Below are 20,909 nucleotides of genomic sequence, written 5' to 3'. Positions count from 1 at the left end.
TGGCGCGGATGCGCGTCGAATACGGATCGGTGGAGAAGGACGGCAGCGGTGACCTCGACGCCGACTGGCTCGAGGACGGCTGGGTTGCGCTGCTCAACCGGTGGATGTCCGACGCCGAACAGGCCGGACCCGGAGGCCAACACGCTGCGAGCCGAGGTGTTCGCTCAGCTGTACCGCGACGTGCTCGCCGCGCAACGCGCCGCGCTCATCGGTGAGCGCGACGCCGGCCGCATCGACGAAGAGGCGGTGCGGGCCATGCTCGAGCGCCTCGACCTGCAGGAGGCGGGCGTGTCGGCGCGGCTGGAGAGCCGGTTCTGAACCTCTGAAACTCTGGAAGTCCTGGAAGTCCTAGAAGTCGAAGCCGCCGAAGTCGCCGCCGCCCCAGTCGCCGCCACCACCGGAGTCCCAGCCGCCGCCGCCCCAGTCGCCGCCTCCGGCGTCACCGCCCCAGTCTCCTCCGGCGTCACCGCCTTCGAGTTGGCCCTGGTCGAGGCCGTCCTGGAAACCGTCGCCGTAGCCGTTCTCGAACGCCTGGGCGTCATAGCCGACGCCGGCCATGCCGGAGAACAGGCTGCTGAACAGCAGCGCCGAACCCAGACCCCAGGCACCGGCGACCAGTGCCGGCTTCCACCAGGGCTCGGAGTACCAGCCCGCCGGGACCGGTCGGCCCGCGACACGACCGCCGGGGTAATAGTTCGGGGTGCGCTGCGACGGCACCGGCGATGCCTCGATCTCGCGGCCCTCGAACTGGACGCGACGGTCCTCGGTGACGGTGCCGGCGCTGCGCTGCCCGGCCAGCGATTCCAGCTCCGGGCCGGGATCCATCCCCATCGCGGTGCGGGCCGCGCGCACGTAATACAGCCCTTCCATCGCGCTCTCCTTGGCCAGCTCCGCCTGCCGCGCGGTGGTGGCCTGGTCGATCTGCGACGATGCGGCGGTGTAGCGCTCGGAGGCGTCGGCCAGCGCCTGCTTGGACGCGTCGTCGGAGCCGGTCAGCGCGAACACCTGCCCACCCAGGCGCTCGATGACCCGGCGGGCGTCGGCTTTCGCATCGGCCAGCGTCGCGGCGTCCCGCTTCGACGAGGACTTCGACGTCGCGTAGACGGCGAGAGCTATCGCCGCGACGACCAGGACGATCAGGACGAGCAGTGCGCCGTTCATGTCTCACAGCGTACCGACATAAAACGAACGCCAAGTCGGAGAGGATTCCGAAGGTCAGGCGGTGTTTCGGGTTTCCGATGACGTCCTGCGGGTACGGCGCGGGGCATGACAACACCGCAAAACCGTGTACGCCCCTCCCGTACCCCCGTACAACTCGCCGCGCTCGTGGTGGGAATCGTGTTTCTGATCGTCGGCATCGCCGGGTTCATCCCGGGGATCACCACCAACTACAGCGAATTGAGCTTTGCCGGACACCACTCCAGCGCCATGCTGCTCGGCGTGTTCGCGGTGTCGATACTCCACAATGTCGTTCACCTGTTGTTCGGGGTGGCCGGTATCGCCATGGCCCGCAACGTTCCCGGGGCGCGGATGTACCTCATCGGCGGCGGCGCGATCTATGCGGTGCTGTGGCTGTACGGCCTGGTCATCGACCACAACAGCAGCGCGAACTTCGTCCCGGTCAACACCGCCGACAACTGGCTGCATCTCGGGCTCGCGGTCGGGATGATCGGTCTCGGCGTGGTTCTCGGCCGCACCCCCACGCGCGCCGGCGGTGTGCCGGCCGGCGGCCGCTGAGCCCGACGAGATCGGGCGGCGGTCAGAGCGACACCGTCTGGCCGCGCTCGATCTCGACGACCCGATCCGCCATGCCGCGTTCGGCCATCGCCGCGGTGAAATCCGCCAGCGGAGAGGCGAATACGCTGTAGTCGTCGAAGTGCACCGGTATCACCCGGGGCAGGTCGAGGCGGCGCACCATCTCGGCGCCCTGGCGACCGTCCATCGTCACCGTCAGCCCGAACGGCAGCCGGTCACCCGCGGGAAGCCTTGTGCCGCCGAGGTGCAGCACGCCGGCATCGATGGATCGGAACCGCACGGGAATCTCGTCGAGCTCGTCGATCAACAGGGTGTCACCGGACACGTACAGGTGCCGGACCCGGTCCGGGGCGGTTTCGAAGGTGAGCATCGTTCCCATCACCGGCGGCAGCAGCCGGTTGACGGGGGTGGGCGCATGGCGGCCCGGCAGCGCGGTGCACGTCAACCGCTCGGAGTTCTTGACGATGACCGTGCTGTCCCAGGTGGACAACCCCACCGCGCTGCCGAAACCGCGCTGCCGCAAGCGCTTTGCCGCGTCGTGGGTGGTGACGACGGGCAGTCCGTGGTCGAGTCCCCGTTGGGCGACCCGGTCCCAGTGGTCACCGTGCATGTGCGAGAGCACCACCGCGTCCAGTGCCGGTAGCTCGTCGATCTGTAGTGCCGGGGGTCTTCGGCGCTTCGACCACAACCCGTAGCCGAGGTAGGCGTGCTGGCCCTGGTGCAGGAAGTTCGGGTCGGTCAGGATCGTGATCGCCCCACAGCGGATCAGCGTGGTCGCGGTCCCGATGAAGGTGACGTCGACGGTCATGGCTCACCCGGCCGTCAGGGAAGCGTCTTCGGTGCGGCGGCCGGACCGGCGTGCGCCGTGCATCCGGACCGCCAGTGGCTCGGACTCGCGGATCACGATGCTGTCGGCGCCGATGGCGATCCAGCCGCGCTCCGCGAAATGGCACAGGGCCTTGTTCACCGACTCACGAGACGTTCCGACCAGATGGGCGAACTGCTGCTGGGTCAGGTCCATCGGGACCCGCATCGCGCCGTCCTCCTGGACGCCGAACCGTTGCGCGAGCCCGAGCAGCTGCTTGGCGACCCGGGCGGCGACGTCGGCGTACACGGCGTCGGTGATGTTCCCGTGGGCCCTGCGGATCCGGCGGGCCAGCACCCGCAGGAATCCATTGGCGATCTGCGGATCCGCCAGCATCAGCGACATCACCGCCTGCCGGCCCAGCGACAGCGCGCAGATGTCGGTGATCGCGGTGGCGCTCGACCCGCGCGGCCCGGGGTCGAACACCGACTCCTCGCCGAACACCTCGCCGGGACCGAGCACCGTGAACGTGCATTCCCGGCCGTCGCGGCCGCTCAACCCCACCTGAACCCTTCCGAACCCGAGGAGGAACAACCGGTTGTCGGTGTCGCCCTCGGTGAAGATCACGTCACCGGCGGCGGCGTCGACCCTGATGACGTCGCCCGACGCCAGAAGGTCGGACGGTCGTAGGCCCGGGAAGAGCGACCCGAGGGGGAAGTCGCCATCGATGAGGTGCATCGGTCTCCCTCCTGTCGACGCGTCGAGTGCGCGTGCGGTCTACCCGCCGGGCGGCGACTTACGCGTCGGATTCGGGTCGGTTCGCAACCTGGATGGGGCCGGGAGGCCGGCGTGTGAAAAAGGAAACAGCCCTCTCCTAGGAGAGGGCTGAATCGAGCCGGTGGAGCGGGCGACGGGAATCGAACCCGCGTAGCTAGTTTGGAAGACTAGGGCTCTACCATTGAGCTACGCCCGCGTGTGCTGCACTACGTGACAGTACCGGCAGATGGTACTAGGCCCGCCTAACTCAAATCCAATTGAGGCTTCGGTGCGGCCAGGCCGTAGGATCGCCGGTGGTCTGCTGCTGCGCACAGGCGTGCACAGCAGCGACCGGGGTGTAGCGCAGCTTGGTAGCGCATCCGCTTTGGGAGCGGAAGGCCGCAGGTTCAAATCCTGTCACCCCGACCAGCAGTGCCCCCGACAGCACGACCATCCACAGTAGAAGCAATAAGAGGAGTACCAACGTGAAGAGCACCGTCGAGAAGTTGAGCCCGACCCGGGTTCGCATCAACGTGGAGGTGCCCTTCACTGAGCTCGAACCCGACATCGACCGCGCGTTCAAGCAGCTGGCCAAGCAGGTCCGGCTGCCCGGCTTCCGTCCCGGCAAGGCGCCGCGCAAGCTGCTGGAGGCGCGTGTCGGCCGCGGAGCGGTGCTGGAGCAGGTCGTCAACGACGCGCTGCCCGCCCGCTACAGCGAGGCCATCACCTCGGAGTCGCTGCAGCCGATCGGTCAGCCCGAGATCGAGGTGACCAAGCTCGAGGACAACGAGGAGCTGGTGTTCACCGCCGAGGTGGACGTCCGTCCCGAGATCGAGCTGCCCGACCTCGACGCCCTGAAGATCACCGTCGATCCGATCGACGTCACCGACGAGGACGTCGACGCCGAGATCGATTCGCTGCAGAAGCGCTTCGGCACCCTCACCGGGGTCGACCGTCCCGCCGAGAACGGTGACTTCGTCTCCATCGACCTGTCGGCCACCGTCGACGGCCAGGACGTGCCCGAGGCCAAGACCGAGGGGCTGTCCCACGAGATCGGATCCGGCCAGCTGATCGAGGGCCTCGACGAGGCGATCATCGGCCTGACGGTGGACGAGTCCAAGACGTTCACCACCACGCTGGTCGCCGGCGAGCACGCCGGCCAGGAAGCCGAGGTCACCGTCACCCTCAAGTCGGTGAAGGTGCGCGAGCTCCCCGAGGTCGACGACGACTTCGCCCAGCTGGCAAGCGAATTCGACACCGTCGAGGAGCTGCGGGCCGACCTGCGGGAGAAGGTCAGCCGCGTCAAGCGGGTCCAGCAGGCCGAGGCGATTCGCGACAAGGCGATCGAGGTGCTGCTCGAGCAGACCGAGATCCCGCTGCCCGAAGCTGTCGTGCAGGCCCAGGTCGACGACACGCTGCACAACGCGATCCACGGCCTCGACCACGACGAGGACAAGTTCGCCGAATCGCTCAAGGAGCAGGGCAGCAGCCGCGAAGAGTTCGACGCCGACAACCGCGCCAACGCCGAGAAGGCGATCAAGACCCAGCTGCTGATGGACGCCATCGCCGACAAGCTGGAGATCCAGGTCGGGCAGAACGACCTGACCGAGCGCCTGGTGCTGATGTCGCGCCAGTACGGCCTGGAGCCCCAGCAGCTGCTGCAGATGCTCCAGCAGAACAACCAGTTGCCGGCGATGTTCGCCGACGTGCGCCGTGGCCTGACCGTCGCGGCGGTGGTGCACGGGGCCACCGTCACCGACACCGACGGCACCGAGATCGACACCACGGAGTTCTTCGGGCCGTCCGGTGAGCAGGCCGAGTCCGCCGGCGCGGAGGACGACGCGGACACTTCCGACGAGCCCGCCGCCGAGGCCGATTCCGACGAGCAGGCCGACGACACCAAGTGATGCTCTGAGCGAACGTGCGCCGTCTGGGGACTCTCCGGCGGCGCGGGTTCGTTAGTGTCGTCCGTAAGACCGGTCACCGCGTCGGAAGTACACAAAGAAAGCAGGTATCCAGTCGTGACTGACATGCGTGGCGCCTCTTCGGGCCTCAACCTTGTCGACTCGGTGTATGAGCGGTTGCTGGCCGAGCGCATCATCTTCCTGGGCTCCCAGGTCGACGATGACATCGCCAATCGGCTCTGCGCGCAGATCCTTCTGCTCTCGGCGGAGGATCCGACCAAGGACATCCACCTCTACATCAACTCGCCCGGCGGCTCGATCAGCGCCGGCATGGCGATCTACGACACCATGGTGCTGGCACCGTGCGACGTGGCCACCTACGCGATGGGTATGGCCGCCTCGATGGGTGAGTTCCTGCTCGCCGCGGGCACCAAGGGCAAGCGCTACGCGCTGCCGCACGCCCGCATCCTGATGCACCAGCCGCTCGGCGGCATCACCGGCGGCGCCGCGGACATCGCGATCCAGGCTGAGCAGTTCGCCAGCATCAAGAAAGAGATGTTCCGGCTGAACGCCGAGTTCACCGGGCAGACCATCGAGCGGATCGAAGCCGACTCCGACCGCGACCGCTGGTTCACCGCTCAGGAAGCCCTCGAGTACGGATTCGTCGATCACATCATCACCAGCGTGACCATCAACGGCGACGGACCAGGAGCAGGACTCGACAAATGACCGACAACATTCATCCGTCCGTGGACCCCCGCGTGCAGCCGCAGGCCCGCTACATCCTGCCGTCGTTCATCGAGCATTCGAGCTTCGGCGTCAAGGAATCCAACCCGTACAACAAGCTGTTCGAGGAACGCATCATCTTCCTCGGTGTGCAGGTCGACGACGCCTCGGCCAACGACATCATGGCCCAGCTGCTGGTCCTGGAGTCGCTGGATCCCGACCGCGACATCACCATGTACATCAACTCGCCCGGCGGATCGTTCACCAGCCTGATGGCGATCTACGACACCATGCAGTACGTGCGTGCCGACATCCAGACGGTGTGCCTGGGCCAGGCCGCGTCGGCGGCGGCGGTGCTGCTGGCCGCCGGCACCCCCGGCAAGCGGATGGCGCTGCCCAACGCCCGTGTGCTGATCCATCAGCCCGCCCTCGGCGGTGTGATCCAGGGGCAGTTCTCCGACCTGGAGATCCAGGCCGCCGAGATCGAGCGGATGCGGACGTTGATGGAGGAAACCCTGTCGCGCCACACCGGCAAGCCCGCCGACGTGATCCGCAAGGACACCGACCGCGACAAGATCCTGACCGCCGAGGCGGCCAAGGACTACGGGATCATCGACACGGTGCTGGAGTACCGCAAGCTGTCGGCCCAGAAGGGCTGAGCGTTCACCCGTTGCTGTAGACCCGCGTCGGTCTGATCAGCACCGCGGTGCGGCGCTCTTCGCGCATCGTGCGGTCGTAGGCGTCCCAGTCGTCGTGGGTGCCGCCGGCCGCGGTGAAGATGTCCCGCAGCAGCCGGGGGAGCGTGTCGCCGGGATCCAGCCACGGTTGCGGATCGTCGGGGCCGGCCAGTTCGGCCGTGCCTTCGACCGTGGCCCACTGCCAGCCCCGCCGGAACGTCACCGCGATCTGCGGCCGGGAGCGCAGGTTCGCCAACTTCACCCGGCCGTAGGTGACGAACCCGAGGACCGGTTGTCCCGTGGCGGGATGCGGTAGCGGGCCGGCGTTGACCAGCGAGGCCTGGATGGTGTGGTCGGCGCGCAGCGTCGCCGCGACGGCCAGCCCGTTGTCGTCCGCGGCCAACGCGAACGCGTCCTGAAGGGAAGGGGTCATGCCGGCAGGGTACGTCGCGGGGCCGGTGGCCTCGGCTGCGTCGACCGTCAGCCGGTCACCTCGGCGGCGATCCGGCTGATGTCCGGCGGGCCCACCCGGCAGCAGCCGCCGACGATGCGTGCCCCGGCCGCGATCCATTGCCGCACGAGCCCGGGCGACCAGGACGGCACCCCCGTCCACGCCCGCCGCACACCGTCCCAGACCTCACCGCTGTTCGGGTAGACGACGACGGGCTTGCCGGTCACCGCACGCGCGGTTGCGACGGCGGGCAGAACGTCCTGCGCTGCACAGCAGTTCACCCCGACCGCGACGATCTCGGGGGTGGCGGCGGCGACGGCGAACGCGTCGGCCAACGGTTGCCCGGCCCGCGTCGCCGGGCCGGCGACGGTGTAGGACAGCCACGCGGGCACCTTCAGTTCGGCGATCACCCGCAGCACCGCTTCGGCTTCCTCGAGGTCGGGAACCGTCTCGACCGCCAGCACATCGGCCCCCGCGTCGGCGAGGATCTCCAGGCGGGGCCGGTGCCACGCGGCCAGTTCGTCGACCGAGAGGCCGTAGCGCCCCCGGTACTCCTGGCCACCGGCGAGCGCCGCGCCGTAGGGGCCGATCGACGCGGCGACCCATCCGCCGCCGTGCTCGTCGCGGGTCCGACGGGCGAGCTCGACGCCGCGGCGCATCAGCGAGGCCGCCTCGGACCGGTCGATGCCGCGGGCGGCGAACCCGTCGAACGACGCCTGGTAGGTCGCCGTGGTCGCCACGTCGGCGCCCGCGGCGAAATACGCCGCGTGGACCGCCACAATCTCGTCGGGCGCGTCCACCAGCAACCGTGCCGACCACAGACCGTCGGACAGGTCATGGCCACGCGCCTCGAGCTCGGTGGCCAGCCCGCCGTCGCTGACCAGCACGGCCGGGCCGGAGCTGAGGAACGCCACCACCCAACGGTACGACTGATGACGCAGGTGACAGCGCCTTCCGGGCACGGGCCGGTTACCTCAAGGCAAGCCAGGTACTCTCGGTCGGGTAACGGCGGCGACACGCCAGAGACACGGCGGCGCGTTCCGCGGCCACAGGGGGTAGGTCAGGCGCTATGTTGACGCAACCACACGTGAATACCACCGACGCTATTCGGCTTTATCGGTCGCACAGCGGCGGAAACTGCGGGTAGCGTCGGGGCTACACGTTACGGTCCCGGTGCACACCACCGAAAACGACTGATCATCGACGGCGACAGGAAGTAGGACCCCAGCACCATGGCACGCATCGGAGATGGCGGCGACCTGCTCAAGTGCTCGTTCTGCGGCAAGAGCCAGAAGCAGGTGAAGAAGCTCATCGCGGGACCTGGCGTCTACATCTGCGACGAGTGCATCGACCTGTGCAACGAGATCATCGAGGAGGAGCTGGCCGACGCCGACGACGTCAAACTCGACGAGCTGCCCAAACCGGCCGAGATCCGGGAGTTCCTCGAGGGTTATGTCATCGGTCAGGACACCGCCAAGCGGACGCTGGCCGTGGCCGTCTACAACCACTACAAGCGCATCCAGGCCGGGGAGAAGGCCCGCGATTCCCGCTCCGAGCCCGTCGAGCTGGCCAAGTCCAACATCCTGATGCTCGGCCCCACCGGCTGCGGCAAGACCTACCTGGCGCAGACGCTGGCCAAGATGCTCAACGTCCCGTTCGCCATCGCGGACGCGACGGCGCTGACCGAGGCCGGCTACGTCGGCGAGGATGTCGAGAACATCCTGCTCAAGTTGATCCAGGCCGCCGACTACGACGTCAAACGCGCCGAGACGGGCATCATCTACATCGACGAGGTCGACAAGATCGCCCGCAAGAGCGAGAACCCGTCGATCACCCGCGACGTGTCCGGTGAGGGCGTGCAGCAGGCGCTGCTGAAGATCCTCGAAGGCACGCAGGCCTCGGTGCCCCCGCAGGGCGGTCGCAAGCATCCGCACCAGGAGTTCATCCAGATCGACACCACCAACGTGCTGTTCATCGTCGCCGGTGCGTTCGCGGGGCTGGAGAAGATCGTCTCCGACCGTGTCGGCAAGCGTGGGCTGGGCTTCGGCGCCGAGGTGCACTCCAAGGCCGAGATCGACACCCAGGATCACTTCGCCGAGGTGATGCCCGAGGACCTGATCAAGTTCGGCCTGATCCCCGAGTTCATCGGTCGGCTCCCGGTCGTCGCGTCGGTGACGAACCTGGACAAGGATTCGCTGGTGCAGATCCTGTCCAAGCCGAAGAACGCGTTGGTCAAGCAGTACACCCGCCTGTTCGAGATGGACGGGGTGGAACTGGAGTTCGCGGACGACGCGCTGGAGGCGATCGCCGACCAGGCCATTCACCGCGGCACCGGCGCCCGCGGTCTGCGCGCCATCATGGAGGAAGTCCTGCTGCCGGTGATGTACGACATCCCGAGCCGCGACGACGTCGCCAAGGTGGTCGTGACCAAGGAGACCGTCGAGCACAACGTGCTGCCGACGATCGTGCCGCGCAAGCCGTCGCGTACCGAGCGCCGCGACAAGTCCGCCTAGCGATCTCTCACCGAGAGTGCAGTGACGGTCGTCCGGTCACCGGATCGGCGACCGTCAGTGCACTCTCGTCGGATGAGGACGTCTCCTGCCGCTCGGCCAGCACCTCGTCGATCAGCAGGGTGATCTCCGCGACGCCGTCCATGCGGGCGAAGGCGGCCTCCAGACTGCGGGCACAGCGCAGGTAGCGGTCGTCCCGGAGTATCCGGTCCACCGCCGACCTGAGCGCCGGGGCAGACGGCGTGCCGGTCTTGAGATTGATGCCGGCCCCCGACCATGCCACCCGGGCGGCCACTTCCGGTTTGTCTTCGGTGCAGCCGGCCACCACCAGAGGCACACCTGTCGCCAGCGCCCGTTGCACGGCGCCGTAGCCGCCGTTGGTGACCATGACGTCGACCAGTGGCAGCAGGATGTCATGCGGCAGGAACTCGGCGACGAATGTGTTGGCCGGCAACGGAGTCCGGATCTGGGAGACCGGGCGGCCGCCCGTGGTGACCACGACGGTGACATCGTCGTCGGCCAGCGCCTCGATGGTCGGTTCGATGAGGCGGGTGAGGTCGGCGTTGTCGACGGTGCCCTGGGTGACGTGGACGACGGGACGACCGCTGGTGAGTTCACGCCACCACGGCGGGGCGATGAAGTTGTCGGACGGAATCGGGCTGACGGCGCCGACGAAGCGGACGTGGCCGGGCAGATCGCTTCGGTGGTATTCGAATTGGGGGACGGTCGGGGCGATCACCCGGTCGGCGAGCAGCGCGCTGTCCATCACGAACACCGGCAGCTTCGGCAGCCCCATCGCCTGGAGCATCCGGTCGGTCGCGCGGTGCGCGGGACGGAGCAGCAGCCGCTGTGTGGCGATCGTGAGGCCCCGGTTGCGCAGCCTGCCGATCGGCCCGCGCATCGGTGCGATACCGGGGCCGGCCGGCGCGGTGTCCCGGCTGCTGAGGACCAGCGGGGTGGTGGAGTAGGCCAGGATCGGCGGGCGTTCGGCCGGACCGGCGAGTAGCAGCGGCAGCACTCCGAGGAAGAACGCGTCGGTGATGACGGCGTCGTAGTGGTTGTCGGCCAACACCTCCTGCAGCGCGCTGAATTGATGCGGCAGCGGACGCACGAGGACGTGCTCGATGTCGAAGTTGATCCGGGCGATGCCCGAGGTGTCGGCCCGGCCCGGCAGGTCGTCGTCGAACGCCGAATCGTCGTAGTCGGCGGCTGCGGGCAGCGGCCGGGGATCGGCGCCGACGGCCCTGATCCTGTCGGCGTGACGGGCGGCGGTGAGCACCGTGACGCGGTCACCGCGCGCGACGAGCCCGCGTGCGACGTTCAGCAGCGGTGAGATGTGCCCGACGGGCGGGCAGGACGCGATGAGGACGTGTGGCATGGCGTCGATGCTCGCCGCCGCCGTGGTGCGGGTGCTTGGAGATTGTGTGGAGAAAGCCTGGAGATCGCGTGAGGCCGTCAGGTCACGACGCGGTCCGGGCGCGTGTAGACGTTCATCGAGTCGCCGCGCAGGAAGGCCACCAGCGTGAGCCCGGACTGCGCGGCCAGGTCGACCGCCAGAGACGACGGGGCCGACACCGCGGCGAGCACCGGGATGCCGGCCATCACCGCTTTCTGGGTCAGTTCGAAAGATGCGCGTCCACTGACCAACAACACGGTGTCGCCGAGTGGGATCCGCCGGTTCTCCAGCGCCCACCCGATCACCTTGTCGACGGCGTTGTGCCTGCCGATGTCCTCACGGACCGCCAGCACGGTGCCGTCGGTGCCGAAAAGCGCGGCGCCGTGCAGCCCCCCGGTGGCGGCGAACACCTTCTGGGCGCCGCGCAGCTTGCCGGGCAGCGTCGAGAGCGTGTCCGCGGTGACGGTCGCCGGGTCGTCACCGGGGGCGTGCTTGCTGATCAATCGCACCGCGTCCAGTGAGGCCTTGCCGCAGACACCGCACGATGACGTCGTGTAGAAGTTCCGGGTGGGATCCACTTCGGGGGCGGGCACGTGCGGTGCCAGCGTCACGTCGAGGACGTTGTAGGTGTTGACGCCGTCTTCGTCGGCGCCCCGACAGTAACGCACCGACACGATGTCCTCGCGGCCGCCCACGACGCCCTCGGTGAGCAGAAACCCTTGGGCCAGCTCGACATCGGAGCCCGGTGTGCGCATCGTGACCGTGATCGGCGCGCCGTTGACCCGGATCTCCAGCGGCTCCTCGACCACCAGCGTGTCAGGCCGTGCGACGGCGTCGTCCGCCGTCACATGGCGGACGCGCCGCCGCGCCGTCACCCGGCCCACGTCAGGTCCGCTCCAACCGGATCACGATCGCCTTCGAGACCGGTGTGTTCGATTTCGCCGCGGTGTGGTCCAAGGGGACAAGCGGATTGGTCTCGGGGTAGTACGCCGCGGCGTTGCCCTCCGGGGTCGGGTAGGCGATCACGGCGAAGTCTTTCGCGCACCGCTCCTGCAGCCGGCCGTCGGCGTCGGTGAACTCCGAGATCAGGTCGACGCGGTCACCGTCGGACAGGCCGAACCTGTCCAGGTCGGCGGGGTTGACGAACACCACCCGGCGCCCGCCCTTCACACCGCGATAGCGGTCGTCGAGGCCGTAGATCGTGGTGTTGTACTGATCGTGGCTGCGCAGCGTCTGCAGCACCAGCCTGCCGTCGGGCACCGGCACCCATTCGATCGGGTACGCGGCGAAGTTGGCCTTCCCTGTGGCGGTGCGGAATTCGCGTGAATCGCGGGGCGGGTGGGGCAACTGGAACCCATCCGGAGCGCGCACCTTGCGGTTGTAGTCCGCACAGCCGGGGACCACGGCGGCGATCGCGTCGCGGATCGTGTCGTAGTCCGCGTTGAACGTCTCCCAGGGCACCGGATGCTCGGGACCGAACACCGTGCGGGCCAGCTGACAGACGATCGCGACCTCGCTGCGCACCTGGTCGCTCGGCGGTCGCAGGCTCCCGCGGGACAGATGCACCATCGACATCGAATCCTCGACCGACACCAGCTGCTTGCCGCCGGCCTGGACGTCGCGGTCGGTGCGGCCCAGTGACGGCAGGATCAGCGCGGTGCGGCCGTGTACGAGGTGGCTGCGGTTGAGTTTCGTCGACACCTGCACGGTCAGCGCACAGTTGCGCAGCGCGGCCTCGGTGACACCGGTGTCCGGGGTGGCGGAGACGAAGTTGCCGCCCATGGCCATGAACACCGTGGCCTTGCCGTCCCGCATCGCGCGGATCGCGTCGACGGTGTCGTAGCCGTGGTCGCGCGGAGCGTGGATGCCGAACCGGGCGTCGAGCGCGGCCAGGAACCGCTCGGGCATCTTCTCCCAGATCCCCATCGTGCGGTCCCCCTGCACGTTGGAGTGGCCGCGGACGGGGCACAGCCCCGCGCCGGGCTTGCCGATCATGCCGCGCATCAACAGCAGGTTGCAGATCTCGCTGATCGAGGGCACCGCGTGCTTCTGCTGGGTCAGGCCCATCGCCCAGCACACCACGATGCGCCGGGAGGTCGCCATCATCGCCGCGACACGCTCGAGCTGCTCGTAGCCGATGCCGGTCGCCTCCAGAACGGTGTCGAGATCGACAGCGCGGGTGCGGGTTTCGTATTCGGCGAAACCGGCGGTGTGCGCGGCGACGAAATCGCGGTCCACGATCTGGGCGTGCGGGCCGGCCTTGTCCTGGGCCTCCAGCAACAGCCGGCCCAGGCCGGCGAACAACGCCATGTCCCCGCCGAGCCGGATCTGGACGAACTCGTCGGCGATCGGCACCCCGCCGCCGACCACGCCGTGCACCTTCTGCGGGTCCTTGAACCGGATCAGGCCGGCCTCGGGCAGCGGGTTGATCGCGATCACCTTGGCGCCGTTGGCTTTCGCCTTCTCCAGGATCGACAGCATGCGCGGGTGGTTGGTGCCGGGGTTCTGCCCGGCGACCACGATCAGGTCGGCCTGGACGAGGTCCTCGACGGTGACCGAGCCCTTGCCGATGCCGATCGCGTCGATGAGCGCGGTACCCGAGGATTCGTGGCACATGTTGGAGCAGTCCGGCAGGTTGTTGGTGCCGAAGCTGCGCACGAACAACTGGTAGAGGAACGCGGCCTCGTTGCTGGTGCGCCCGGACGTGTAGAAGACGGCCTGGTCCGGGTCGTCGAGCGCGCGCAGTTCGTCGGCGATCAGCCGGTAGGCGTCGTCCCACCCGATCGGCCGGTAGTGGTCGTCGCCCGGCCGCAGCACCATCGGGTGGGTCAGGCGGCCTTGCTGGGACAGCCAGTACTCGGGCTTGGAATCGAGTTCGGCGACGGTGTGGCGGGCGAAGAACTCCGGGGTGACCACGCGCTTGGTGGCTTCCTCGGCGACGGCCTTGGCGCCGTTCTCGCAGAACTCGGCCACCTTGCGGCCGCCGTGCTCCTCGGGCCACGCGCAGCCGGGGCAGTCGAAGCCGTGACGTTGGTTGAGTCTGGCCAGCGTGGTGGCTGTGCGCAGCGGACCCATCTGCTGCAGCGCGCGCTGCATGCTGACCATCACGGCTTTCACGCCGGCGGCCTCACGTTTGGCGCCGCTGACCTTCAGGCGCTGCTCGTCGTAGTCGGCGTCGACGTCCTTCGCGGTGGCCATGGGTTCCAATCTAGACCGCGGACACACTGACCCGGCCCCGATGCTGGACGGCGAGCATTTGGTATTTCACATGCAGTGATAGACGCTGTCTATCACGCCGGACACCGGAAGGGGGGCGATGTGCTGTTGCAGCACCTGGACTACCTGCTGGCGCTCGCCGCGGAGCGCCATTTCGGGCGAGCGGCGGCGCACTGTCATGTGAGTCAGCCGACGCTGTCGGTGGCGATCCGCCGGTTGGAGCGTGACCTGGGTGTGGTCATCGTGCAGCGCGGGCAGCGGTTCGAGGGCTTCACCGAAGAGGGGCGCCGGGTGGTGACCTGGGCCCAGCGGATCACCGCGGAACGCGACGAGATGCTCGCCGATCTCGAACGTATGCGGGGACGGCTGACCGTGACGGCCCGGCTCGGCGCGATACCGACGGCGGTACCGGCCAGTCCGTTCGTCACCGCGGAGTTCCTGAGCCGGAATCCGGCGGCCTCGGTCCGCATCGAGGCGTTGTCCTCACGTGAGATCGCCAGGCGGCTCGCCGATTTCGAGATCGATGCCGGTTTGACGTACCTCGACGACGAAGCGCCGCCGGGTACGCGTTCGGTCGAGATGTACCGGGAACAGTACGTGCTGGTCGCCCCGGCGGACCACCCGCTGATGCGCCGGGAGGAGACAGCCGAGGTGGCTTGGTCAGACGCCGCAGCGATGGAGTTGTGCGCGTTGACGACCACGATGCGGAATCGGCGCATCCTCGACGCGAACATGGCCGCCGAGGGCGCCGGCTATCGTCCCGCGGTGGAAGCGGACTCGGTCGACGCACTCTTCGCGCACCTGACGCATTCGCGGCGGGCGACCATCGCCTCCACTGCGTGGCTGTCCCAGCTGGGGCTGCCCGAGGGCTTCGCCGCCCGGCCGATGGCCCAGCACGGCCCGCGTCCGGCGATCGGGTTGGTGGTCCTGGACCGCGAGCCGGCGTCCATCGTCGCGGCCGCCCTCGCCGCGGTGGCCGCGGAGATCGACCTGGCGGCCCAGATCGACCGCAGGTGGCGTGAGATGACCGCCCGTTACGTCTGAATCGCGACTTTGATGCCCGCGTAACAAGTTCGGCATCGATCGTTCCTAGTGTGGGCCGGTCAACCGTCCGTGAAAGCAGATCCGGACGACGCACCGATGAGGAAGTCCATTGAGCGGTAATGCGGTCCGCCTGCAGGCGATCAACAACGTCGAGGCCTATGTCCCTCCGGCGATCAGCTTCGACCCGACCGAGGCGCCCGGAGAGATCTTCGGCGCCAACGTCTTCACCAAGGCCGAGATGCAGCTGCGGCTGCCGAAGTCGGTGTACAAGTCCGTGGTCGCCACGATCGAGAAGGGCGCCAAACTCGACCCGGCGATCGCCGACTCGGTGGCTTCGGCGATGAAGGACTGGGCGCTGTCCAAGGGCGCCACCCACTATGCCCACGTCTTCTACCCGATGACCGGGCTCACGGCGGAGAAGCACGACAGCTTCCTGGAACCCATCTCCGACGGTGAGACGCTGGCGGAGTTCGCCGGTAAGACGCTGATCCAGGGTGAGCCGGACGCGTCCAGCTTTCCGTCCGGGGGGCTGCGCAGCACGTTCGAGGCGCGCGGCTACACCGGCTGGGACGTCACGAGCCCGGCCTACATCCTGGAGAACCCGAACGGCAACACGCTGTGCATCCCGACGGTGTTCGTGTCGATGACCGGTGAGGCGTTGGATTACAAGACCCCGCTGCTGCGCAGCCAGCAGGCGATGGGCGTGCACGCCGAGCGGATTCTGACGCTGTTCGGGCACAAGGATCTGCAGAAGGTGGTGTCGTTCTGCGGGCCGGAGCAGGAGTACTTCCTGATCGACCGGCACTTCTTCCTGGCGCGGCCCGACCTCGTCAACGCGGGCCGCACCCTGTTCGGGGCCAAGCCGCCCAAGGGGCAGGAATTCGACGACCACTACTTCGGCGCCGTTCCCGAACGCGTGCTCGGCTTCATGATGGACACCGAGCGTGAGCTGTTCAAGCTCGGTATCCCGGCCAAGACCCGCCACAACGAGGTCGCCCCGGCACAGTTCGAGGTGGCCCCGATGTTCGAGCGCGCCAACATCGCCTCCGACCATCAGCAACTGCTGATGACGGTGTTCAAGACCGTGGCCAAGAAGCACGGGATGGAATGCCTGTTCCACGAGAAGCCGTTCGCCGGTGTCAACGGTTCGGGCAAGCACGTGAACTTCTCGGTCGGCAACGCCGAACTCGGCTCGTTGCTGGTGCCCGGGGACACCCCGCACGAGAACGCCCAGTTCCTGGTGTTCTGCGCCGCGATCATCCGTGCGGTGCACAAGTTCGGCGGATTGCTCAGGGTGTCCGTGGCCTCGGCGACCAACGACCACCGGCTCGGCGCCAACGAGGCACCACCGGCGATCATCTCGATCTTCCTCGGCGAGCAGCTGGCCGATGTGTTCGAACAGATCGCCAAGGGTGCGGCGACGTCGTCGAAAGGCAAGGGCGTCATGCACATCGGGGTCGACACGCTGCCGACGCTGCCGACCGACCCCGGCGACCGGAACCGCACCAGCCCGTTCGCGTTCACCGGGAACCGCTTCGAGTTCCGCGCGCCGGGCTCGGGTCAGACCGTCGCGGTGCCGATGATCATCCTGAACACCATCATGGCCGACTCGTTCGACTACATGGCGACCGTCTTGGAGAAGGCCGTCGCCGACGGCCAGGATTTCGATGCGGCGGTGCAGAAGCTGCTCACCGAGATCATCACCGAACACGGGGCCGTGGTCTTCAACGGCGACGGATACTCGGACAACTGGCAGGTCGAGGCCGCGGCGCGCGGCCTGCCGAACCTGAAGACCACGCTCGACGCGATTCCCGAGCTGATCAAGCCCGCCGCGGTCGAGGTGTTCGAGCGCTACGGCGTGTTCAGCGAACGGGAACTGCACAGCCGCTACGAAGTGCGCCTGGAGCAGTACGCGTTGACGATCGCGGTCGAGGCCAAGCTCGCGCTGGAACTCGGCACCACCGTGATCCTGCCCGCGGCGATCCGCTACCAGACCGAGCTGGCCCAGAATGTCGCGACGCTGAAGGCCGCCGGTGTGGACGCGGATACCACGCTGCTGCAGTCGGTGTCGGCGCCCATCGCCGATCTGACCACCGCCCTGGGTGCGCTGAAGGCGGCGTTGGGCCACTCGGCAGAGTCGGCACTCGACGAGGCGACACACGCCCAGAAGGCGCTGCTCCCGGCGATGGACGCGGTCCGTGCCGCCGCCGACGCGCTGGAATGTGTTGTCGCCGACGACCTCTGGCCGCTGCCGACCTATCAGGAGATGCTCTACATCCTCTGACGATTCACCGTTCGTGCGGTTCCGTCCGCGGCGAGCCGACGTCCGTGTCGTGTGGCCACCCTCCGGGGCATTGAGCAGCCACACGGCCGGCGGGGCCGCCGGCCGGCATTGGCAACCGCCGAGAACGGGTTGCGTGCCGCGTTTGGTCGCTGACTGCCTCGTCGAGTCGACGAATTACGGCGGCGGCTGGTTCGAGGTCGCGAACCGAGAGCGCTCACGCCAGCGCGAGAAACAGCTTCTCCAGTTCGGCCTCGGTCATCGGGGCCGAACCGTCTGCCGCCTCGCCGGCGATGCACTCCCGCAGGCCGGTCGCGACGATCTTGAAACCAGCCCGGTCTAGTGCCCGGGATACCGCGGCCAGCTGTGTCACCACGTCTTTGCAGTCGCGGCCCTGCTCGATCATCGAGATCACACCGGCCAGCTGACCCTGCGCCCGGCGCAACCGGTTCAGCACCGCGGTGATGCTGTCTTCGTCACCAGTCATGGTTCAACTCCTCTTTGACACTGGAGAACATGGTACCCGCGGGGGTATATTCCCACGTCCGTCTCGCGAGCCGATGAGTGCGGCGACAACGGACGTGGCATCGGGGTTCGCAGTCCGGTTGTAGGGCAATCTGGACAGTGCCGTTCCCATGGCACACGTGTTGGTGAGCAGTCGCACCTGGCGTTCCGGATCCCAGCGCTGCCTGCCCTCCGCGACTTCCAGTCCACTGGCGGACCACGCGGTCACGCCGCCATCGCGATGCCGGCCGTCCTGGTCATGCTGGCGACTCCTTACGGAAGCGGTGACCTTGGACCCTCGGCCTGAGGTACGGGCGGGGGTATCGTGGAACACATGGCAACTATACCCCCGTGGGTATTCTCAGGTTCGGGGAACAATATACCCCTGGGGGTACATTGAGATACCTGTAGGGGTATCACGCCACCGTGTTACCGCGGCCGCCACGAGGAGGAGCAGATGTTCTTTCAGCAGTACTACCTGGATTGTTTGTCGCATGCGTCATACCTGATCGGGGACGAAACCACCGGCCGCGCCGTGGTTGTCGACCCGCAGCGCGATGTGGCCGAGTATGTGGCCGATGCCGGGGAACGGGGACTGACCATCGAATTGGTCATCGAGACGCACTTCCACGCCGACTTTCTGTCCGGTCACCTCGAGCTTGCCAAGGCCACCTGCGCGAAGATCGTCTACTCTTCGGTCGCCGAAACCGAGTTCGAATCGATGGGTGTCGAAGACGGGCAACGGTACCCACTCGGTGATGTCACCCTGGAATTCCGGCACACTCCGGGACACACTCCCGAATCGATGAGTGTGGTTGTCTACGAGCATGCCGACGACCACGTGCCCTACGGGGTGATGACCGGCGACACGCTGTTCATCGGTGACGTCGGTCGTCCCGACCTGCTGTCCTCGATCGGCTTCACCCGGGAGGAATTGGCGGACAAGCTCTATGACTCACTGCACGACAAACTGATGACCTTGCCCGATGCAACCAGGGTGTTTCCGGCACACGGAGCCGGATCGGCGTGCGGCAAGAACCTGTCGACCGATCTGTGGTCGACCATCGGCGATCAGAAAGCCACCAACTATGCGCTGCGGGCACCTGACAAGGGCAGCTTCGTGAAACTGGTCACCGAGGGCCAGCCCCCAGCGCCCGGCTACTTCGTCTACGACGCCATCCTCAACCGCAAGGATCGCGAACTGCTGGACGAATCGGAGATGCCGGCCGCGATGACCTATCACCAGGCGCGGCAGGCGATCGACGATGGCGCCGTCCTGGTCGACGGCCGTACCCCCGAGGACTTCGCGCAAGGTCATCTACGTCAGGCGATCAACATCGGGCTGCAGGGTCGTTACGCCGAGTTCGCCGGGTCGGTGCTCAAGGCTGACGTCGATATCGTGCTGTTCACCGAGCCCGGCCGGGAGTTGGAGGGCAAGAATCGGTTGGGTCGCATCGGCTTTGACCGCGTCATCGGTTACATCGCCGACCCCGACCGGACGATGTTCACCCACCAGGACGATGTCGTCATCGCGTCGCGGTTGACCGCCAAGGCATTCGACGAACGGGCGGCCCAGCTCAAAGACCTGCAGATCGTCGACGTCCGCAACCCCGGCGAGGTCGCAGCGGGGACCATCCCGAACGCTGTCCCTGTCCCGGTGGGCCAGTTGCCCGCCCGGATGGGGGAGTTGGACCGGACCAAACCAACGGTGGTGTTCTGCGCGGGCGGGTATCGGTCATCCGTGGCCGCGAGCCTCCTGCGGCGCAACGGATTCACGGATGTGAGTGACATCCTGGGCGGATACGGCGCCTGGGAACTAGCCGCCCAGAACGCCTGAACCGGGGCATGCCATGACCATGGTTGTGGCTCTGGCCGTCGGCGCCGTCATCGGTGTGCTCCTGGGCTTGCTCGGCGGCGGGGGCTCCATCATGGCCGTACCGGCCCTGGTGTACGTGCTGGGGCTCGATATACAACACGCGATCCCGATGTCGCTGATCGTGGTCGGCACGGCCTCGGCGGTCGGCGTGCTGCCGAAAATCCGCGCCGGCCAAGTGCAGTGGCGGCTGGCGGCGGTGTTCGCGCTTGCGGGCATCCCCGCCACCTTTATCGGCACCGCCATCGGCGGGCATCTGCCTCAGCCGGTGCTGATGATCGGTTTCGCGGCGGTGATGGTCATGGCCGCGATTCGAATGCTGCAGGACAATGCCGGAACGGGGACGGCGTGCCGAGTGGGCGACGGGGGCATCAACTGGCGCCGCTGCGCGCCCCGCTCGATACCGGCCGGGTTCCTCGTCGGTCTCCTCACCGGACTCTTCGGCGTCGGTGGGGGGTTCCTGATCATCCCCGCACTGGTGTTGATGCTCGGCGTCGAGATGCCCATCGCCGTAGGCACCTCCCTGGTGATCATCGTCGCGAACTCCGTGGCGGGCGTGCTGTCCCATCTGAGCGGCGCCGACATCGACTGGGCCATCGCGACAGCGTTTGTCGGCACCGCGATCGCCGGGTCGCTGATCGCCGGACATTTCGGAACCGGACTCGACACCAGGCGTCTCCGGCACTGGTTCGCCTACTTGGTGTTCGCGGTGGCGGTGTACGTGCTGGCCGATACGGTGCTCGTGCGCTGACGGCCGTTCAGGGCGCCAGCTCCAGCCCGAGCACCGCCGTACCCGGCATCGACGAGCAGACCGCACCGGAGCAGCCGGCCTCGGCGATGGCTCTCGGCGATTGGGACCGGACTTGTCGTCAGCTCTGCGCCGTGTGTGTGGGGTTAGGCGTTTTGGGGGAAGCCGAGGTTGATGCCGCCGTGGCTGGGGTCGAGCCAGCGGGCGGTGATGGCTTTTTGGCGGGTGAAGAAGTGGATGCCGTCGAGGCCGTGGGCGTGGGA

The 20,909-nt window shown here is 67.7% G+C and carries 18 protein-coding genes, 2 tRNA genes and 2 pseudogenes; 12 read left to right on the top strand and 10 right to left on the bottom strand.

All coding sequences use genetic code 11. The features are described 5' to 3' along the window. Both ASJ79_RS31740 and ASJ79_RS31735 read left to right on the top strand, forming a co-directional pair. Positions 1-191, top strand: a pseudogene (locus tag ASJ79_RS31740) (pyridoxamine 5'-phosphate oxidase); the annotation flags it as partial. Next, positions 124-318: pseudogene (locus ASJ79_RS31735) on the top strand (sodium:proton antiporter); the annotation flags it as partial. The pseudogenes ASJ79_RS31740 and ASJ79_RS31735, both read left to right, overlap by 68 nt. A gap of 30 nt (positions 319-348) precedes the next feature. On the opposite strand, the gene ASJ79_RS28030 reads toward ASJ79_RS31735, so the two are convergent. Beyond that, a complete protein-coding gene (locus tag ASJ79_RS28030) occupies positions 349-1,161 on the bottom strand; it encodes a hypothetical protein (RefSeq protein ID WP_067962366.1) in 813 nt (270 codons plus the stop codon). Between the two features lie 105 nt (positions 1,162-1,266). Between ASJ79_RS28030 and ASJ79_RS28025 the strand changes: the two genes are divergently transcribed. Beyond that, positions 1,267-1,737 (top strand): DUF4383 domain-containing protein, encoded by a 471-nt coding sequence (locus ASJ79_RS28025; RefSeq protein WP_067962364.1) that lies wholly within the window; start codon positions 1,267-1,269, stop codon positions 1,735-1,737. Between the two features lie 22 nt (positions 1,738-1,759). On the opposite strand, the gene ASJ79_RS28020 is transcribed toward ASJ79_RS28025, so the two are convergent. The 3 genes from ASJ79_RS28020 to ASJ79_RS28010 all read right to left on the bottom strand — a co-directional run bounded on the left by ASJ79_RS28020 (position 1,760) and on the right by ASJ79_RS28010 (position 3,533). After that, positions 1,760-2,563, bottom strand: coding sequence for an MBL fold metallo-hydrolase (locus ASJ79_RS28020; protein WP_067962362.1), 804 nt, complete (start codon positions 2,561-2,563; stop codon positions 1,760-1,762). Positions 2,564-2,566: 3 nt separating this feature from the next. Next, a complete protein-coding gene (locus tag ASJ79_RS28015) occupies positions 2,567-3,298 on the bottom strand; it encodes a Crp/Fnr family transcriptional regulator (protein ID WP_067962359.1) in 732 nt (243 codons plus the stop codon). Between the two features lie 161 nt (positions 3,299-3,459). Further along, a tRNA-Gly gene (locus ASJ79_RS28010) sits at positions 3,460-3,533 on the bottom strand. Between the two features lie 135 nt (positions 3,534-3,668). Here ASJ79_RS28010 and ASJ79_RS28005 point away from each other — a divergent pair. From ASJ79_RS28005 to ASJ79_RS27990, 4 genes are all read left to right on the top strand, one after another. Next, positions 3,669-3,745 (top strand) — tRNA-Pro (locus tag ASJ79_RS28005). 56 nt (positions 3,746-3,801) lie between these two features. Then, positions 3,802-5,223: a trigger factor gene (tig, locus tag ASJ79_RS28000; RefSeq protein ID WP_067962357.1), complete on the top strand. Its 1,422-nt coding sequence runs from the start codon at positions 3,802-3,804 to the stop codon at positions 5,221-5,223. A 54-nt stretch (positions 5,224-5,277) separates the two neighbouring features. Next, positions 5,278-5,949: an ATP-dependent Clp protease proteolytic subunit gene (locus tag ASJ79_RS27995; protein WP_082754107.1), complete on the top strand. Its 672-nt coding sequence runs from the start codon at positions 5,278-5,280 to the stop codon at positions 5,947-5,949. Continuing rightward, entirely contained in the window at positions 5,946-6,605 is a 660-nt protein-coding gene (locus ASJ79_RS27990; protein WP_067962355.1) for an ATP-dependent Clp protease proteolytic subunit, read from the top strand. Before ASJ79_RS27995 ends, ASJ79_RS27990 begins: the two co-directional genes overlap by 4 nt. Before the next feature lie 4 nt (positions 6,606-6,609). On the opposite strand, the gene ASJ79_RS27985 is transcribed toward ASJ79_RS27990, so the two are convergent. Further along, complete coding sequence (locus ASJ79_RS27985) at positions 6,610-7,056, bottom strand: TIGR03618 family F420-dependent PPOX class oxidoreductase (RefSeq protein WP_067962353.1); 447 nt, start codon at positions 7,054-7,056, stop codon at positions 6,610-6,612. Between the two features lie 47 nt (positions 7,057-7,103). Further along, positions 7,104-7,988, bottom strand: coding sequence for a homocysteine S-methyltransferase (mmuM, locus tag ASJ79_RS27980; protein ID WP_067962370.1), 885 nt, complete (start codon positions 7,986-7,988; stop codon positions 7,104-7,106). Between the two features lie 318 nt (positions 7,989-8,306). On the opposite strand from mmuM, the gene clpX reads away from it, so the two are divergent. Further along, the gene (gene clpX / locus ASJ79_RS27975; protein ID WP_067962350.1) at positions 8,307-9,587 is read left to right on the top strand and encodes an ATP-dependent Clp protease ATP-binding subunit ClpX; all 1,281 of its coding nucleotides are present in this window, start codon (positions 8,307-8,309) and stop codon (positions 9,585-9,587) included. 7 nt (positions 9,588-9,594) lie between these two features. Here the strand turns inward: clpX and ASJ79_RS27970 are convergent, their stop codons facing one another. The 3 genes from ASJ79_RS27970 to ASJ79_RS27960 all read right to left on the bottom strand — a co-directional run bounded on the left by ASJ79_RS27970 (position 9,595) and on the right by ASJ79_RS27960 (position 14,178). Further along, on the bottom strand, positions 9,595-10,962 hold the full coding sequence (locus ASJ79_RS27970; protein ID WP_082754106.1) for a glycosyltransferase: 1,368 nt from the start codon (positions 10,960-10,962) through the stop codon (positions 9,595-9,597). Between the two features lie 77 nt (positions 10,963-11,039). Further along, the gene (gene fdhD / locus ASJ79_RS27965) at positions 11,040-11,864 is read right to left on the bottom strand and encodes a formate dehydrogenase accessory sulfurtransferase FdhD (protein WP_067962349.1); all 825 of its coding nucleotides are present in this window, start codon (positions 11,862-11,864) and stop codon (positions 11,040-11,042) included. 1 nt (position 11,865) lies between these two features. Continuing rightward, positions 11,866-14,178 (bottom strand): FdhF/YdeP family oxidoreductase, encoded by a 2,313-nt coding sequence (locus tag ASJ79_RS27960; protein ID WP_067962348.1) that lies wholly within the window; start codon positions 14,176-14,178, stop codon positions 11,866-11,868. A 120-nt stretch (positions 14,179-14,298) separates the two neighbouring features. Between ASJ79_RS27960 and ASJ79_RS27955 the strand changes: the two genes are divergently transcribed. Then, the gene (locus tag ASJ79_RS27955; protein ID WP_197420405.1) at positions 14,299-15,240 is read left to right on the top strand and encodes a LysR family transcriptional regulator; all 942 of its coding nucleotides are present in this window, start codon (positions 14,299-14,301) and stop codon (positions 15,238-15,240) included. 109 nt (positions 15,241-15,349) lie between these two features. Further along, positions 15,350-17,524 (top strand): glutamine synthetase III, encoded by a 2,175-nt coding sequence (locus ASJ79_RS27950; RefSeq protein WP_067962347.1) that lies wholly within the window; start codon positions 15,350-15,352, stop codon positions 17,522-17,524. Between the two features lie 214 nt (positions 17,525-17,738). Here ASJ79_RS27950 and ASJ79_RS27945 read toward each other — a convergent pair whose 3' ends face one another. Next, entirely contained in the window at positions 17,739-18,008 is a 270-nt protein-coding gene (locus ASJ79_RS27945; protein ID WP_067962345.1) for a metal-sensitive transcriptional regulator, read from the bottom strand. A 474-nt stretch (positions 18,009-18,482) separates the two neighbouring features. Between ASJ79_RS27945 and ASJ79_RS27940 the strand changes: the two genes are divergently transcribed. Next, the gene (locus ASJ79_RS27940; RefSeq protein ID WP_067962344.1) at positions 18,483-19,862 is read left to right on the top strand and encodes a rhodanese-like domain-containing protein; all 1,380 of its coding nucleotides are present in this window, start codon (positions 18,483-18,485) and stop codon (positions 19,860-19,862) included. A gap of 13 nt (positions 19,863-19,875) precedes the next feature. Continuing rightward, positions 19,876-20,649 (top strand): sulfite exporter TauE/SafE family protein, encoded by a 774-nt coding sequence (locus tag ASJ79_RS27935; RefSeq protein WP_067962343.1) that lies wholly within the window; start codon positions 19,876-19,878, stop codon positions 20,647-20,649. Positions 20,650-20,909: the final 260 nt, after the last annotated feature.

The sequence above is a fragment of the Mycobacterium sp. NAZ190054 genome (genome assembly GCF_001545925.1).
GTDB lineage: Bacteria > Actinomycetota > Actinomycetes > Mycobacteriales > Mycobacteriaceae > Mycobacterium.
Note: the sequence above shows the minus strand (reverse complement) of the source record. Positions and strands in the feature narration are given on the sequence as shown.

Coding starts and splice junctions, on each gene's coding strand:
- ASJ79_RS28030 (WP_067962366.1), bottom strand. CDS start 1,161: ATGAACGGCGCACTGCTCGTCCTGATCGTCCTGGTCGTCGCGGCGATA.
- ASJ79_RS28025 (WP_067962364.1), top strand. CDS start 1,267: ATGACAACACCGCAAAACCGTGTACGCCCCTCCCGTACCCCCGTACAA.
- ASJ79_RS28020 (WP_067962362.1), bottom strand. CDS start 2,563: ATGACCGTCGACGTCACCTTCATCGGGACCGCGACCACGCTGATCCGC.
- ASJ79_RS28015 (WP_067962359.1), bottom strand. CDS start 3,298: ATGCACCTCATCGATGGCGACTTCCCCCTCGGGTCGCTCTTCCCGGGC.
- ASJ79_RS27990 (WP_067962355.1), top strand. CDS start 5,946: ATGACCGACAACATTCATCCGTCCGTGGACCCCCGCGTGCAGCCGCAG.
- ASJ79_RS27985 (WP_067962353.1), bottom strand. CDS start 7,056: ATGACCCCTTCCCTTCAGGACGCGTTCGCGTTGGCCGCGGACGACAAC.
- clpX (WP_067962350.1), top strand. CDS start 8,307: ATGGCACGCATCGGAGATGGCGGCGACCTGCTCAAGTGCTCGTTCTGC.
- ASJ79_RS27970 (WP_082754106.1), bottom strand. CDS start 10,962: ATGCCACACGTCCTCATCGCGTCCTGCCCGCCCGTCGGGCACATCTCA.
- ASJ79_RS27960 (WP_067962348.1), bottom strand. CDS start 14,178: ATGGCCACCGCGAAGGACGTCGACGCCGACTACGACGAGCAGCGCCTG.
- ASJ79_RS27945 (WP_067962345.1), bottom strand. CDS start 18,008: ATGACTGGTGACGAAGACAGCATCACCGCGGTGCTGAACCGGTTGCGC.
- ASJ79_RS27940 (WP_067962344.1), top strand. CDS start 18,483: ATGTTCTTTCAGCAGTACTACCTGGATTGTTTGTCGCATGCGTCATAC.
- ASJ79_RS27935 (WP_067962343.1), top strand. CDS start 19,876: ATGACCATGGTTGTGGCTCTGGCCGTCGGCGCCGTCATCGGTGTGCTC.